The organism is Streptomyces sp. NPDC051677 (assembly GCF_044453465.1).
Taxonomy (GTDB): Bacteria; Actinomycetota; Actinomycetes; order Streptomycetales; family Streptomycetaceae; genus Streptomyces.
Window position 1 is genome coordinate 1 of the sequence record NZ_JBITCT010000099.1, and the last position, 16018, is coordinate 16018.

The following is a 16018-nucleotide window of genomic DNA, read 5'->3' on the forward strand; positions in this document are numbered from 1 at the left end:
CGAAGGGCGTCGAGCTCGCCGCATAACCCCAGCAACCCTGAACCACCCCAAACCCGACAGAGGTGCCTTGACGAAGGACATAGAGGCACCCCCCCGGCTCCCGGGCCCCGGCCTCGGCCTTCGCCCCGGCCTCGGCCTCCGCCCCCAAGCCCCGGCGCGCCCCGGCCCCCGACCCCGCCCGTAGTTCCGGCGTTCACCTTGGGTTCGCTGGGGGGTCGCCCGCGCGTGACAGCCTCCCGGGGCTGGGGCATGCGCGGGTGGGAGAAATGGGGGGCGGGCGATCATGGAGAGTGGGCCGACGGTCTTCGCGGGAACGGTGTTCGTCCTGTTCGGAGGCGCGCTGCTGATGTGGACCGCGGTCCGGGTGCGGCACCGTGAACCCGTGGCCCACGGTGTGAGCCCCGTCGCATCGGCGACCCTCGCAACCGTGGCCGCGGTCGCCGCGCTGGCCGTCGGAACCTGGTGCTTCACCCGCCTCTGAATCCACCTCCGGGACCACGTCCCGAGTGTCTTCGGGGCCGTCTCCGGGACCGACTTCGCGCCGGACTTCGAGGATCGCTCCGGACCCCCGTGCGACCGAGTGAGCGTGGTCACGCCGGTAAGGGAGAGCACGCGTTCCGGTCGTACGGAAAAGGGCCGGTCGGTACTCCGGGCGGCAGGAATGGCGGTAGTCGGGTTACCGTTCGAGTGGCCGTTGCGGGCTTTTCCCGTTTGACACGGGGGCGGGATGTACCGTCACACTCCGCAGCGTCACCATGACCCGACCCCGGGAGCAAGGCCTGGGGAGGCCCCAGCGTCGACCGGAGAGAAGAGCGAAGTTGTCCCCGACCAGCGAGACCGCGAAGGGCGGCCGCCGACTCGTGATCGTCGAGTCGCCTGCCAAGGCGAAGACGATCAAGGGTTACCTCGGCCCCGGCTATATCGTCGAGGCCAGCGTCGGGCACATCCGCGACCTTCCCAACGGCGCCGCGGAGGTGCCGGACCAGTACACCGGCGAGGTCCGCCGTCTCGGTGTGGACGTCGAGCACGACTTCCAGCCGATCTATGTGGTCAACGCCGACAAGCGGGCCCAGGTCAAGAAGCTCAAGGACCTGCTCAAGGAGTCCGACGAGCTCTTCCTCGCCACCGATGAGGACCGGGAGGGCGAGGCGATCGCCTGGCACCTCCAGGAGGTCCTCAAGCCCAAGATCCCCGTCAAGCGGATGGTCTTCCACGAGATCACCAAGGACGCGATCCGGGCCGCCGTCGCCAACCCGCGCCAGCTCAACCAGAAGCTCGTCGACGCCCAGGAAACCCGCCGTATCCTCGACCGCCTCTACGGCTACGAGGTTTCGCCGGTCCTGTGGAAGAAGGTCATGCCGCGCCTGTCGGCCGGCCGCGTCCAGTCCGTCGCGACGCGACTCGTCGTCGAGCGGGAACGCGAGCGCATCGCGTTTCGTTCTGCTGAGTACTGGGACCTGACGGGCACCTTCGCGACCGGCCGCGCCGGTGATCCGTCGGACCCGTCGTCGCTGGTCGCGCGCCTGCAGACCGTCGACGGCAGGCGGGTCGCGCAGGGCCGCGACTTCGACTCCCTGGGACAACTCAAGAGCGCGAACATCCTCCACCTCGACGAGGCGAACGCCCGCGCCCTGGCCGCCGCCCTGGAGAACACGAACTTCTCCGTCCGGTCCGTCGAGTCCAAGCCGTACCGCCGCTCGCCGTACGCCCCGTTCCGTACGACGACGCTGCAGCAGGAGGCCAGCCGCAAGCTCGGCTTCGGCGCGAAGGCCACCATGCAGGTCGCGCAGAAGCTGTACGAGAACGGCTACATCACGTACATGCGTACGGACTCCACGACGCTGAGCGAGACGGCGATCTCCGCCGCCCGCGCCCAGGTCACGCAGCTGTACGGCGCCGACTACCTGCCGGCCCAGCCGCGCACGTACGCCGGGAAGGTCAAGAACGCGCAGGAGGCGCACGAGGCGATCCGCCCCTCGGGTGATCGTTTCCGCACGCCTGCGGAGACGGGCCTGACCGGCGACCAGTTCAAGCTCTACGAGCTGATCTGGAAGCGGACGGTCGCCTCCCAGATGAAGGACGCGACCGGCAACAGCGTCACGGTGAAGATCGGCGGCACGGCGGCCGACGGCCGGGACGTCGAGTTCAGCGCCTCCGGTAAGACGATCACCTTCCACGGCTTCCTGAAGGCGTACGTCGAGGGCGCCGACGACCCGAACGCCGAGCTGGACGACCGCGAGCGCCGCCTGCCCCAGGTCGGCGAGGGCGACGCGCTGTCCGCCGAGGAGATCACGGTCGACGGGCACGCCACCAAGCCCCCGGCCCGCTACACCGAGGCGTCGCTGGTCAAGGAGCTCGAAGAGCGCGAGATCGGCCGACCGTCGACGTACGCGTCGATCATCGGCACGATCCTCGACCGCGGCTATGTGTTCAAGAAGGGCACGGCACTCGTCCCGTCCTTCCTGTCCTTCGCCGTGGTCAACCTTCTGGAGAAGCACTTCGGGCGGCTCGTCGACTACGACTTCACCGCCAAGATGGAGGACGACCTCGACCGCATCGCCAACGGCGAGGCGCAGTCCGTGCCGTGGCTGAAGCGGTTCTACTTCGGCGAGGGCACGACCGAGGGCGGCGCGGCCGACGCCGGCAACGGCGACGGGGACCACCTCGGCGGCCTCAAGGAACTGGTCACCGACCTGGGCGCGATCGACGCCCGCGAGGTGTCCTCGATCCCCGTGGGCAGTGACATCGTGCTGCGGGTCGGCCGCTTCGGCCCGTACATCGAGCGCGGGGAGAAGGGCGCGGAGGGCCACCAGCGCGCTGACGTCCCCGAGGACCTCGCGCCGGACGAGTTGTCCGTCGAGCTCGCGGAGGAGCTGCTCGCCAAGCCGAGCGGCGACTTCGAGCTGGGCGCCGACCCGCAGACCGGCCACCAGATCGTCGCCAAGGCCGGCCGCTACGGCCCGTATGTCACCGAAATCCTCCCGGAGGGCACCCCGAAGACCGGCAAGAACGCCGTCAAGCCCCGTACGGCTTCGCTGTTCAAGTCGATGTCGCCGGACACGGTGACGCTGCAGGACGCCCTCAAACTGATGTCCCTGCCGCGCGTCGTCGGCACGGACGCCGAGGGCCAGGAGATCACCGCGCAGAACGGCCGCTACGGGCCGTACCTGAAGAAGGGCACGGACTCGCGGTCGCTGCAGACCGAGGAGCAGCTCTTCACGATCACCCTCGAAGAGGCGCTGGAGATCTACTCCCAGCCCAAGCAGCGCGGCCGGGCCGCCGCCAAGCCGCCGCTGAAGGAGCTGGGCGCGGACCCGGTCAGCGGAAAGCCGGTCGTCGTCAAGGACGGTCGTTTCGGGCCGTACGTCACCGACGGGGAGACCAACGCGACCCTGCGCTCCGGCGACAGCGTCGAGGAGATCACCCCGGAGCGCGGCTTCGAACTGCTCGCCGAGAAGCGCGCCAAGGCGCCGGCCAAGAAGACGGCCAAGAAGGCTCCCGCGAAGAAGGCGACGGCGAAGAAGGCGGCCCCGGCCAAGAAGACCGCCGCGAAGACGACAGCCGCGAAGACGACCACCGCGAAGAAGACGACGACGGCGGCGAAGAAGACGGTCGCGAAGAAGGCGACGGCTTCCCCGTCCTCGTCGGAGGACTGACCGCTCGTCGAGGGACCGGCCGCTCGGGGAAGCACCGCGCCCGATCGCTCTGCCGAGGACGGTCCGCACGGCTGAGCCGAGCCACGACTCCTTCACGGTGGGTTCGCGAAACGAACGCCCCGGCATCACTTTGGTGTCGGGGCGGTCGTACGTGCGGACGGGGGACTCGGACTGTCAGTCGCGGCCGATAGGCTGAATGCATGACGCGAGCCGAGCAGCCAACGGCCCACCACCCGGCCCCGGACAACGCCCTGGTGGCGGACTCCCGCGAGCGCGCCGTGCGCGCCCTGTTGCGCGAGCCGCAGCTCAAGCGGCTCTGGAGCGCGCAACTGGTGGGCGGTGTGGGAGACGCCCTCGCACTCCTGGTGTTCGTCCTCCTCGTCCTCCAGGCGGCCATCGCCGAGGGCTCCTTCGGAGGCGGCTACCGGGGCGTGGCGTTCGCAGTGGCGATCGTCTTCGGGGTGCGCATTCTGGCCACCGTGCTCTTCGGCGCCGTCCTTCTGGGCCCACTGACGTCACTGACCTCACCGGACGGCCCGCTCGACCGCCGTTGGACCATGGTCGGCGCGGACGGCCTGCGCGCCGCGCTGCTGATCGTCGCGCCCCTGTGGATCGACTGGACGCCGGACGACGCACTGGCCCTGCTGCTCGTCACGGTGTTCGTGACCGGGGTCGCCGAGCGGTTCTGGACGGTCGCCCGCGAGAGCGCGGCCCCCGCCCTGCTGCCCGCCCCGCCCTTGGAGGGCGCGACCGTACGCCCCCTGCCGGACCACATGGACGCCCTGCGCCGCCTGTCGCTGCGCACGAGCTTCGTGACGATCCCGCTGGGTGCGGCCACCCTGGTCGTCGCGGCACTGTTCAACAATCTTCTGGGCACCGGGATCGAGTGGTTCGGCCAGCACCAGGCGGCCCTCGCCTCGTACGTCGCCGGGGGGCTGTTCGCCGGGTCCCTGTCCATCGTGACGTTCCTGGAGCTGCCGTCGGTGCGCACCCCGCGCGCGCGGTCGCCGCTCGAAGGACTGCGCCGCCCCAGGGCGGCCGCCGGTGTCGACGCGGGCCGCACGGGCGCGATCCCGCTGCTGGTCCTCGCCTGCGCCGCCGTCGCCGGGACGATCTCGGCCGCCGTCGCGGTGGCCGTGCTGCACGCCAAGGACCTGGGCGGCGGCCCGGTGATGTACGGGCTGCTCGTGCTCGGGCTGACCGGCGGGGTCGGCGTGGGCGTGCGTACGGCGCCGAAGATGCTGGTGGCGCTGTCCCGGCGCCGGCTGCTCGCGCTGGCCATCGCCTTCACGGGCGTGGCGCTGCTGGCCGCCGGGCTGGTTCCGGACGTCACCAGCGTGCTGCTGATCTCGGCCCTGGCCGGCGTCGGCGCGGGCGTCGCCGCCAACACCGGGCACACGCTGCTCGACCAGGAGACGGAGGAACACCGCCGGACGCGGACGACGGAGCACCTGCACGCGGTCGTGCGGGTCGTCGTGGCGCTGGGCGCGGTGATCGCCCCGCTGGTGGCGGCGCTCATCGGGCCGCACCGGCTGGAGAACGGCAAGTTCGTGTTCGCGCACGGCGGCGCCGCGTTCACCCTGATGCTGGTCGGCGCGCTGCTGCTGCCGGTGGCCGCCCTGGTGCTGGCCAAGGTCGACGACCGCTCCGGCGTCCCCTTGCGACAGGACCTGCGGGACGCGCTGCTGGGCGGCGACGACCCGGTGCAGACCCCGGCCGCCAACGGTTTCTTCATCGCCCTGGAGGGCGGTGACGGCGCCGGCAAGTCCACCCAGGCCGAGGCGCTCGCCGAGTGGATCAGGGCCAAGGGCCACGAGGTCGTCCTCACGCGCGAGCCGGGGGCCACCCCCGTGGGCAAGCGGCTGCGCTCGATCCTGCTGGACGTCTCCAGCGCCGGGCTCTCGCACCGCGCGGAGGCGCTGCTGTACGCGGCGGACCGTGCGGAGCACGTCGACACGGTCGTCCGGCCCGCCCTGGAGCGCGGCGCAGTGGTGATCACCGACCGGTACATCGACTCGTCCGTCGCCTACCAGGGCGCGGGCCGTGACCTGTCCCCGACCGAGATCGCGCGGATCTCGCGCTGGGCGACGAACGGCCTGGTGCCGCATCTGACGGTCCTGCTGGACGTGTCCCCGGAGGCCGCCCGCGAGCGGTTCACGGAGGCCCCGGACCGGCTGGAGTCGGAGCCGGCCGAGTTCCACGCGCGCGTGCGCTCCGGCTTCCTCACGCTGGCCGCCGGCGACCCGGGCCGCTACCTGGTGGTCGACGCGGCCCAGGAGCCGGAGGCCGTCACGGCCGTCGTCCGGCACCGGCTCGACCAGCTGCTGCCCCTGTCCGAGGCCGAGATCAAGGCCCAGGAGGAGGCGCGCAAGAAGGCCGAGGAGGAGGCCCGCCGCAAGGCCGAGGAAGAGGCCGCCCGCAAGGCCGAGGAGGAGCGCCTGGAGCGCGAGCGCCAGGAGCAGCTCGCCAAGCTGCGCGCCGAGGAGGAGGAGCGCAAGCGGCGCGAGCTGGAGGAGGCGCAGCGGCGTGAGGCGGAACGGCAGGCCGAGGAGGCCCGGCTGCGCGCCGAGGAGGCTCGCCGGCGTGCCGAGGAGGAGCGGGTCCGGCTCCTCGCGGAGGAGAAGGCCCGCGCCGAGGAGGAGGCCCGCCGCAGGGCGGAGGAGGATCGGCGCCGCAGGCAGGCCGAGGAGGAGGCGCGGCTGCGCGCCGAGGCCGAGGCGCTGCGTCTGGAGAAGCAGCGCAAGGCCGAGGAGGCTTTGCTGCGGGCCGAGGCGGCCCGGCGCGCGGCGGAGCAGGCCGCGGCGGCGGCGCAGGTCGGCCCGAAGCCGCCGCGTCCCACCACGACCGTGAATCCCGCGACCCCGGCGGTCCCGCCGGAGGCGACGACCGTGCCGACGCCGGTGGTGACGCCGACGAACGCGTCGGGCGGGCCGCTGGACGAGACGGCCGTGCTGCCGCCGATCCGGATGGGCAAGGAGCCCGAGCAGTCGCAGACGCAGACCTCCCGGCCGTCCGGGGGCGCCGACGCCGAGGTCACGGCCGAGCTGCCGCAGCCTTCGACGCCGCCGGGAGCGGCGGACGAGACGGCGGTGCTGCCCCCGGTGCGCGGTGAGGGCCCCGAGGACGAGACGGCCGTACTGCCTCCCGTGCGGGACGACAGTCCTTCGGACCGGGTGCCGCCGGGGTACTTCCGAGACGAACGGGGCGGGGCGCGGCCCGGCGGGGGCGACGACCGTACGCGCGAGCTGCCGCAGATCGACGAGAGCGGCGCGCCCCGGCAGCGGGCCCGGCGGGACTGGGCCGAGGAGACCCCGCTGGACGACCTGCCCTCGCTGGCGGACGAACTGCTGGGACCGCACCGGGACGACGACGGCCACGACCACGGCCACGACGAGGGCCGCGGCGGCGGCCGGGGACGTCGGCGCTGAGCGTTGTGCGGCCGGCCGCTCGATTGTCAGTGGGTCCCCGCACAATGGAACCCGCACCGCGAAACGTGACGAAAGGGCGGCGTGACGCATGACCGTGTGGGACGACCTCGTCGGGCAGGAGAAGGTGAGTGAGCAGCTGGCCGCTGCCGCTCGGGACGCCGACGCGCTCGTCACCGCGGCCATCTCCGCCCTGCCGCCGCCCGAGGCGTCGAAGATGACGCACGCCTGGTTGTTCACGGGCCCGCCGGGCGCAGGCCGCGCCCAGGTGGCGAGGGCGTTCGCCGCCGCCCTGCAGTGCGTGAGCCCGGACCGGGCACTCGGCGGCGCCCCCGGCTGCGGTTTCTGCGACGGCTGTCATACGGCGCTCATCGGCACCCACGCCGACGTCAGCACCGTCGCCGCCGTCGGCTCGCAGATCCTCGCCGAGGACATGCGCGACACCGTCCGCAAGTCGTACACCTCGCCCGCCACGGGCCGCTGGCAGGTCATTCTCGTCGAGGACGCCGAGCGGCTGAACGAGAAGTCCGCCAACGCCGTTCTGAAGGCGGTCGAGGAACCCGCCCCGCGGACGGTCTGGCTGCTCTGCGCCCCCTCGCTGGAGGACGTGCTGCCCACCATCCGCTCCCGCTGCCGGCACCTGAACCTGCGCACCCCCTCCGTCGACGCCGTCGCCGACATGCTCGTACGGCGCGAAGGCATCGAGCCGGCCGTGGCCGCGGCCGCTGCCCGGGCGACGCAGGGACACGTCGACCGGGCCCGGCGCCTGGCCACCGACCCCGCCGCCCGCGAGCGCCGTGCGTCCGTGCTGAAGCTGCCCCTGCGCATCGGCGACGTCGGCGGCTGCCTGAAGGCGGCCCAGGAGTTGGTCGACGCGGCAACCGAGGATGCCAAGCAGCTCGCGGAGGAGATGGACGGCAAGGAGACCGAGGAGTTGAAGGCGGCCCTGGGGGCGGCCCAGGGCGGACGGATGCCGCGCGGCACGGCGGGCGTGATGAAGGACCTGGAGGACAGGCAGAAGCGCCGCAGGACACGTACCCAGCGCGACAGCCTCGACCTCGCGCTCACCGACCTCACCGCCTTCTACCGCGACGTCCTCGCCCTTCAGCTCGGCTCCCGTGTCGCGATCGCCAACGCGGACGCCGAGGACGCGTTGGAGCGGCTCGCCCGTGACAGCAGACCGGAGACCACCCTGCGCCGCATCGAGGCCATCGCCGCCTGCAGAGATGCCCTCGACCGCAACGTGGCTCCGCTGCTGGCGGTGGAGGCGATGACGATGGCCCTGAGAGCCGGGTGACCTCGGCCGAGGGGCTGATCACGGGGCGGCAGGGGAGGGTGAGGGCCGACACCGGGTTGACGGGGTAGCTCGTCCGTGGCGGTTCCCGCACGTACGGCATTCGGTGCGTCGCGCAGAGTTACGCTCGCTGGATGTACCTCAGGCGCTCCCCCCGCAGGCTCCGTACCGGCGTCACCCTGCTCTCTTTCGCGGCGTTGCTCGCCTCCGGCTGCTCCGCCGGGGGGTCGACGAGTTCCGCCGGTTCGACGGCGGTGGCGGCGCTCGCCGCGCTGCCTCGGGCCACGCCGTCGGCGCTCTCGCCGTACTACGGGCAGAAGCTGAGCTGGCGCGGCTGCGGCGTCCCCGGTTTCGAGTGCGCCACGATGAAGGCGCCCCTCGACTACGCCGAGCCGCGGGCGGGCGACGTCCGGCTCGCGGTCGCCCGCAAGAAGGCGACGGGCCCGGGCAAGCGGCTCGGCTCGCTGCTGGTGAACCCGGGCGGGCCGGGCGGTTCGGCGGTCGGCTATCTCCAGCAGTACGCCGGCATCGGCTACCCCGCCGAGGTCCGCGCCCGCTACGACATGGTCGCCGTCGACCCGCGGGGCGTGGCCCGCAGCGAGCCCGTGGAGTGCCTCGACGGACGGGAGATGGACGCGTACACGCAGACGGACACCACCCCCGACGATCAGCGGGAGACCGGTGAACTCGTCGACGCGTACAAGGAGTTCGCGCAAGGGTGCGGCGCGCACTCGCCGCGGCTGCTGCGGCACGTCTCCACCGTGGAGGCGGCCCGTGACATGGACATCCTGCGCGCGGTCCTCGGCGACCGGAAGCTGACGTACGTGGGGGCGTCGTACGGGACGTTCCTCGGGGCGACGTACGCGGGCCTGTTCCCGGACCGGGTGGGTCGGCTCGTCCTGGACGGCGCGATGGACCCGTCGCTGCCCGCCCTCCGGCTGAACCTGGACCAGACGGCGGGCTTCGAGACGGCGTTCCAGTCGTTCGCGAAGGACTGCGCACGGCAGCCCGACTGCCCGCTCGGCCGGAAGGGCACCGCTCCCGCCAAGGTCGGCGCGAACCTCAAGGCCTTCTTCCGCAAGCTCGACACGGACCCGATCCCCACCGGCGACCCGGACGGCCGCAGGCTCGGCGAGGCCCTCGCCACCACCGGCGTGATCGCGGCGATGTACGACGAGAGCACGTGGGCGCAGCTGCGCGAGGCACTGGCCTCGGCGATGAAGGACAACGACGGCGCGGGCCTGCTCGCCCTGTCCGACAGCTACTACGAACGGGACCCCGACGGCCGCTACGCCAACCTGATGTCGGCCAACGCGGCCGTGAACTGCCTCGACCTCCCCGGCGCCTTCGCCACCCCCGAGCAGGTGGAAAAGGCCCTCCCGTCCTTCGAGAAGGCGTCCCCGGTGTTCGGCGAGGGCCTCGCCTGGGCCGCCCTGAACTGCGCGTACTGGCCGGTGAGGCCCACAGGCGAGCCGCATCGCATCGAGGCGAAGGGCGCCGCCCCGATCGTCGTCGTCGGCACCACCCGCGACCCGGCGACCCCGTACCGCTGGGCCCGGTCCCTCGCCCACCAGCTCGCCTCGGCCCGCCTCCTCACCTACGTGGGCGACGGCCATACCGCCTACGGCCGCGGCAGCGCCTGCATCGACTCCGCGATCGACGCCTACCTGCTGCACGGAACGCCTCCGACGGAGGGCAAACGCTGCAAGTAGCCGCCGCCGGCCACCCCGGAACCGGGGCTTCCGGGGTGTGTTCGGAGCACCCCCGGAAACTGTGTAGACTTACCGACGTTGCTGATCGCACCATGGTGCGGACAGCGCGCCGCCTTAGCTCAGATGGCCAGAGCAACGCACTCGTAATGCGTAGGTCTCGGGTTCGAATCCCGAAGGCGGCTCCGATGAGGAAGGGCCAGGTCATAGCTTCTGACCTGGCCCTTTACGCTTTCTTTGATCACTTCATGGTCTAAACCACTGCCTTGATCGATCTTGAAATGGGACCGATGGGGCCAAGCTGGGGCCCGGGCGGGGGCGAAGCTGGCCCCAGGCTCCGTCAGGCCGCTTCGGCGGCCGGTCCCTTGGTCTTCTTCTTCGCCTTCTTCTTGGCCTTCTTCGCGGACTTCTTCTCCTTCTCCCGGTACGCGGTGAGAAGGTCCAGGGACGCCGAGGCCGTGGCGGCGTGCATCTCGGGCAACACCGTCTGGTAGGTGTCAGTCGTCATCCGCATCGACGCGTGTCCGAGCATCGCCTGCACCGCCTTCGGGGCGACGCCGGCGGCCAGCGCCAGACTCGCCGCCTCGTGGCGGCCGTCGTGCAGCCGGATCGGCGGCAGCCCGGACAGCTCCACGAGCCGGTCCCAGCGGTCGGTGAAGAACTGAGGGTGGTAGGCCGAGCCGTCTTCCTTGGTGAAGACCCGGTTGCCGGACTTGGCGGGCACGCCGGCCTTCGCCCACTTCTTGCGCTCGGCGGCCTGCTTCTTGCGCCACGCCTTCAGTAGCATCACCGAGTCCCGGTTGAGCTTGATGTCACGGACGCTGTCAGCCTTCGGGTCGTCCTCATGGACTTCGTACGAGATCGACACCAGCTGTTCGCTGACGTGGATAACCTCCTCGGCCAGGTCCACCTCGTCCCAGGCGAGCGCGGCCAGCTCGCCGCGGCGCAGGCCGTGGAAGAGGACCAGGTGCCAGGCGGGGAAGTGGCGGTCGGCGACGATGAAGTCCAGGAACTCGGCGGTCTGTTGCAGCGTCCACACCATGACTGGGGACGGCTTCTCCCCGGTGCGCTTCCAGCGGGCGACGCGCGGGGCGGTCCAGGCGAGCGCGCGAGGCTTGGTCACCTTGGGGAGGGTCAGGAGCGCTGCGTAGTTCTTGGCGATCAGCTCTTCCTTCACCGCGTCGCTGAGCGCGGACGACAGGGTGGCCTTGATGCTGACCATGGTGGCCGGGCCGGTGGTCCGCTGCAGCTTCTTGCGCTGGGCCAGGTACTTGTCGCGGGCTGCCGTCCACACCGCCCGCAGGCGGGCCCGCTCCTTCTTCTCGTCGGGCGTGCCGGTCGCCGCCTCACGCCAGGCGGCGGACGCCTTGTCGGCTGCCTCCTTGAGTTCGGCGACCTTGGTCCGGTGCTCCACTCGGCGCTCGTTGTCGGAGACGATCCAGTCGAATATGCCCTGGGCGTGGCGGGCGCGTAAGTTGCGCATCTTCAGCGCTCCGAGGTGCGGTGCCAGGTACAGCTGGATGTCGCGTTCGTACTCGTGGGCGGTGGTCCGCTTCAGCTCGGTTTTCTTCTTCTTGAGCCAGCGGGCCAGAAACTCGGCGACGGTCTCGTCCGACAGGACGTTCACTCCGGCCTTGGAGGCTCGCCAGACTTCCTCGGCCTTGGCCGCGGCCTCGGCCTGGGTGGCAAAGCCGCCCTCGCGGGCGCGCTTGCGTTTGCCGGTGCCGTCGCGCTCCAGTTCGATCTGGTAGTACCACGAGCCGTGGCTGCGTTCCTTCAGCCGGGGGCAGGCGCGCTCCAGGTGGCCGATCTTCTGCTTGCCGTCTGCGTCGAGAACGGGCGTACCGTCCTCGTCCGTCAACGGCCCCTTGCAGGCACACCTTTTGAACGTCTTGTCCTCGAACACCTGACCACCCCCACGCTCACTTATCACTTTCGGCGCTCATTGTTACCGATGTTGCCGGGGACGGCCCGGCGCTGCCCGTGTATCGTGTGCGCAGGTTGGCGCGGGGGAGAACGCGACAACGAATATGGCGACGATTAGCACTCCGGCTACCGACCACCGCGGGATGAGCCTGGAAGAAGTTCTGGCGCTGCCCGCAACGGTCAACGTCGTGACCGCAGCCCGCGCGTTGGGGATCGGCCACAACAAGGCGTATGACCTGATCAAGCTGGGGCAGTTTCCAGTGCGGACGCTGATGATGGGTAGCACCATCCGCATACCGACGGCTGCCTTGTGGGAGGCGTTGGGGATTGGCTCGCTGCGGCGCGAACGGCCGCAGCCCGCTGAGTGATGGGGAACTGGCATGCCGCGCTTGTACGGCTTCGACAACCAGGCACGGACGCGTGTCCGCGTCGACGAGCGGCAAGTCGTACGTGAGGCCGTCAGCCGTATCCGGGTCGGCCAGTCGCAGGCCGACGTCGCGGCCTGGATGACGGCTGAGGGCCACCGCGGCACGATGGGCGGCGAGTGGAACTCCATGACGCTCGGCCGCCTGCTGGACAATCCGGCGATCGCCGGACTGGAGCGCGATCCTAACTCTGGCGAGCTGCGCGAGACTGGCCTGGAGAGGCTGATCGAACCAAAAGAGTTCCTATGGCTACAGGAGAATCGTCCCAGTCGGCCCGGAAGCGTCCGCAGTGGTCAGCCCCGCGAGGACGACTACGAGTACCTGCTGACGGGCGGACTCAGTGAATGCGGTCAGTGCGCGCAGCAGTTGACCGGTGGTCGCACCAGCGCGGGCACGCCGTCCTACCGGTGTCCGACCAACTTCGAGGGGCGCGGCGGATGCGGCAAGGTCCGCATCACCGCGTCGCTGCTTGAGGAATACGTCGCCGAGCACGTTCTCGGTGAACTGGCGCGCCCGGGTGCGCGCGCCGCGCTGGAGTCGGCCCGCGCGAACATGGCCGCCGAGGCCGACCAGGTGCGCGGCCAGATCAACGACCTGGAGAAGTCGCGGGCCGAACTTGCCGAGCCGTACGAGAAGGGCGCTCTGTCGCGGGCCGCGTTTGTCGCTGCTGACCGACGGATCCGGGACAGCCTGAAGAATTGCCGGGCGCGGTTGCGGTACCTGGAGCAGGCCGTAGATGTGCCGATCGGCGGCGTCGAGGATCTGGCGCGCTGGTGGGAACACGCACCGCACCGATCCAAGCGGTCCCTGGTCGTGCTGATGTTGGAGAAGGTGCAGGTCTACCCCGCGCGGGCGCGCGGGGTGCGTGATGTGGATGACCGGGTCACGCTGACCTGGCACAGCGAACTCGCCGCGTAGACGGGCGGCCCGGCTAGGCCGTGTTTTAGGTCGCGCGGGCGGCCAGCCACTTGGGTGGCAGATCACGCCACGTAACCTCCGTCCGCACCCGCCATCGCGCACCGTCCACCAGCCGCCGCCGCATGCCCGTCACTGCGATCATCACAGCGCGAGGCGTGGCGCAGAACCCCGAGCTAAACGGCCTAGTGCTGTGACCGCGAAGGTTCACCGTGTTGCGAGGGCCGACACTGCGCCTCGACGCGTTGTCGGACCACCGAGGTACGTCCCCGGCAGGAGCCGTGGCCCTCCGCCTTGCGATGCACCGCACGGGCCGCCGGCCGGGCGGCCGCCTTACGGTTGATGACCTTCGTGCCCCGGTCCGGGCTCACACTCGCCGCCCCGCCCTCTCGGCCAGGCGCTTAATCGGATGTGCGTGCGGCGCGGAGTTGTTAGGTTCGCCGTGTGCCGAAGCTGAATCAGATCATCGCAGTCGAAAAGGGCGTCAAGTCCAAGGCTCTCCAGGAGCTCACCCAGGCTCACCAGGACGTGCAGAAGCCCGCCCTGCTGGCCGGCATCTCCCGGACCTACCAGCCCAAGGACGAAGAGGGCGAGCAGCTGCCGCCCGAGTCCACGCGGGTGCAGATCAAGGCCGAGGACGCTCTGCGGGCGACCGCCGGGACGCTGACGCGGCTCTTCGACGTGACCGCGACGAAGGACTGGGCGAACCGGTCCGCGGTCGCGGACGTGGTGGTCGACGGTACGGTGCTGTTGCCCCAGGTGCCCGTCCCGTACCTGTTGTTCCTGGAGAAGCAACTCACCGACCTGCACACCTTCGTGCGCAAGCTGCCGGTGCTCGACGCCTCCGAGTCGTGGAACCTGGACCCCTCGACGGACTCGTGGAAGACGGATCCGGTGCGGACCATCCGCACAAAGAAGGTTCCGCGCAACCACGTGAAGGCCGAGGCCACGGAAAAGCACCCGGCGCAGGTCGAGGTGTACTACGAGGACGTCCCGGTCGGCTACTGGACTACGGTGAAGTTCTCAGGCGCGCTGCCCGCCCGGCGGGTCAACGAGCTCCTCGACCGCGTCGAGAAGCTCCAGCAGTCCGTCAAGTTCGCCCGCGAGGAGGCGAACAACACCGAGGTCACCGACCAGCGGGTCGGCGACGCGGTATTCGGCTACCTCTTCCGGTAGCCCCCACATACGCCCTCCGTCGCGAGCGGAGGGTGCGCGATGAGCGCAAGCTGAAACTGATGTTGAAGCTGATGAAGGGGTGTCAGTTGGGGGTTCGAATCCCTCTCCCCGCACCACGTGCGGGGGTGGCCCAAGCCTGGCAGAGGCGGCCCCATGAAACTCAGATTCTCGCTCCAGTCTCAGTATTCGCCGCCGAACACCGGATCGACCGAGCGTGGGCGAACATCGACGGATGGGGGTTCAAGTCCCCCCGGCGCCTCTCTCGTGGCGCTGTAGTTCAAAGGCAGAACACGTCGATCTCAACATGACCCGCGGTTCTTAAACGCCGCCGGTGTGCGCAAATGGGTGGCAAGCTGGAGCCCGGGAGCTGGACATGCTCCCGGGCTCCGTCACGTTCCGGCTGCGGCTTGTGCTGTGACCAGGAAGGTCCACCGCATTGAGTGGTCAGGCCGCGGTGGGTAGGGATCTGCCGCCCCAGCGGTTGCTTCTTTCGCTGCGGATTCGGGCACGTTCGCGTCGTTGGGCGGCCAGGACGTCGGGGTGGCGGGCGTTCTGGTTGCGCCAGCGCAGGTAGGCGTGCAGGGCCCGGGTCTGGATGGTGTGGTTGGGATGGTTCGAGTTGGCCAGGGTGAACTGCCGTAGTGGTCCGAAGTGGGCCTCAATGGGGTTGGCCCAGGACGCGTAGGTCGGAGTGAAGCACAGCTCGACCTTCTTGCGGGTCGCCCACCTGCGGATTCGCCAGTTCAAGTGGGCGGAGAGGTTGTCCAGGTTCACGTAGATCGGGGCGCCGTCCGGGCGGGCCGCGCGGATCGTTCTCAGCGCGGCCCAGGTGTGGTCGATGCCTTTGCGGCGCCGGTTGACGCCCCACATCTGATCGTCACCGATGGAGTAGCAGCCGTGGAAGTAGGTGATGCCGTGGGTGCGCCGGTAGGTGGCCGGCAGACGTTCGGGCCGGGTCTGCTTGGCCCAGCAGGAGCCGGCGGTGGGGCGGATTCCCAAGGGCCCGAACTCGTCGAACGCGAAGGTGCGGTCCGGCCGCTCGTTGATCGCGTACTCGATCCCGGCCAGCTTGGCGTCGAAGTCGGGGTCCGAGGACTCCTTCCAGGTCTTCGTGCGCTGGAAGGAGATCCCGCGGCGGGCGAGTAAGCACCGCAGGGCCTCCCGTCCGATGAGGACGGGGTGGGCACTGGTTCGTCGCAGGTGATCGGCGAGCTCACGGATCGACCAGCGGGTGAAGGGCTTGCCCAGGACGGTCGGGCGGGTGGTGGCCGTCTGGACGACGAAGTCCTCGTCGTCACGATCGAGGAGGCGGGGACGGCCTCCCGCCCAGCGAGGGTTCAGACATGCGAGCCCGATCTCGTTGAACTTGTGGATCACATCGCGGACGGTGTCCTCGTCCTGAGGTTCCCCCGAGATGCGGAGTGTGTTGACAGAGGGTCAGATGGTTCTCATGAGAGGAACATCGACCATGGCCGCCCCCAGAAAGTACTCG

The 16018-nt window shown here is 70.5% G+C and carries 10 protein-coding genes and 1 tRNA gene; 9 read left to right on the top strand and 2 right to left on the bottom strand.

Going from position 1 to position 16018, the window contains the following annotated elements; all coding sequences use genetic code 11:
- The first annotated feature begins 283 nt into the window (after positions 1-283).
- The 6 genes from ACIBAF_RS47670 (at position 284) to ACIBAF_RS47695 (ending at position 10269) form a co-directional block, all read left to right on the top strand.
- Positions 284-481, top strand: a complete 198-nt coding sequence (locus tag ACIBAF_RS47670; RefSeq protein ID WP_399472844.1) for a hypothetical protein — start codon at positions 284-286, stop codon at positions 479-481.
- Between the two features lie 337 nt (positions 482-818).
- Positions 819-3656: a type I DNA topoisomerase gene (gene topA, locus ACIBAF_RS47675; protein ID WP_399472846.1), complete on the top strand. Its 2838-nt coding sequence runs from the start codon at positions 819-821 to the stop codon at positions 3654-3656.
- A gap of 200 nt (positions 3657-3856) precedes the next feature.
- Positions 3857-7084: a dTMP kinase gene (gene tmk / locus ACIBAF_RS47680; protein ID WP_399472849.1), complete on the top strand. Its 3228-nt coding sequence runs from the start codon at positions 3857-3859 to the stop codon at positions 7082-7084.
- Between the two features lie 88 nt (positions 7085-7172).
- Complete coding sequence (locus ACIBAF_RS47685) at positions 7173-8378, top strand: DNA polymerase III subunit delta' (protein ID WP_399472851.1); 1206 nt, start codon at positions 7173-7175, stop codon at positions 8376-8378.
- A gap of 131 nt (positions 8379-8509) precedes the next feature.
- Complete coding sequence (locus tag ACIBAF_RS47690) at positions 8510-10087, top strand: alpha/beta hydrolase (protein WP_399472853.1); 1578 nt, start codon at positions 8510-8512, stop codon at positions 10085-10087.
- 108 nt (positions 10088-10195) lie between these two features.
- Positions 10196-10269: transfer RNA gene (locus ACIBAF_RS47695), tRNA-Thr, on the top strand.
- A gap of 155 nt (positions 10270-10424) precedes the next feature.
- On the opposite strand, the gene ACIBAF_RS47700 is transcribed toward ACIBAF_RS47695, so the two are convergent.
- Positions 10425-11945, bottom strand: a complete 1521-nt coding sequence (locus ACIBAF_RS47700; RefSeq protein WP_399472855.1) for a tyrosine-type recombinase/integrase — start codon at positions 11943-11945, stop codon at positions 10425-10427.
- Positions 11946-12153: 208 nt separating this feature from the next.
- Here ACIBAF_RS47700 and ACIBAF_RS47705 point away from each other — a divergent pair, with 208 nt between their 5' ends.
- The 3 genes from ACIBAF_RS47705 to ACIBAF_RS47715 all read left to right on the top strand — a co-directional run bounded on the left by ACIBAF_RS47705 (position 12154) and on the right by ACIBAF_RS47715 (position 14526).
- Complete coding sequence (locus ACIBAF_RS47705) at positions 12154-12378, top strand: DNA-binding protein (RefSeq protein WP_334578215.1); 225 nt, start codon at positions 12154-12156, stop codon at positions 12376-12378.
- Between the two features lie 12 nt (positions 12379-12390).
- A complete protein-coding gene (locus ACIBAF_RS47710; protein ID WP_399472858.1) occupies positions 12391-13353 on the top strand; it encodes a recombinase zinc beta ribbon domain-containing protein in 963 nt (320 codons plus the stop codon).
- Between the two features lie 441 nt (positions 13354-13794).
- Positions 13795-14526: a hypothetical protein gene (locus ACIBAF_RS47715; RefSeq protein WP_006376607.1), complete on the top strand. Its 732-nt coding sequence runs from the start codon at positions 13795-13797 to the stop codon at positions 14524-14526.
- Positions 14527-14970: 444 nt separating this feature from the next.
- Here the strand turns inward: ACIBAF_RS47715 and ACIBAF_RS47720 are convergent, their stop codons facing one another.
- Complete coding sequence (locus tag ACIBAF_RS47720; protein WP_399472860.1) at positions 14971-15942, bottom strand: IS630 family transposase; 972 nt, start codon at positions 15940-15942, stop codon at positions 14971-14973.
- Between the last annotated feature and the right edge of the window lie 76 nt (positions 15943-16018).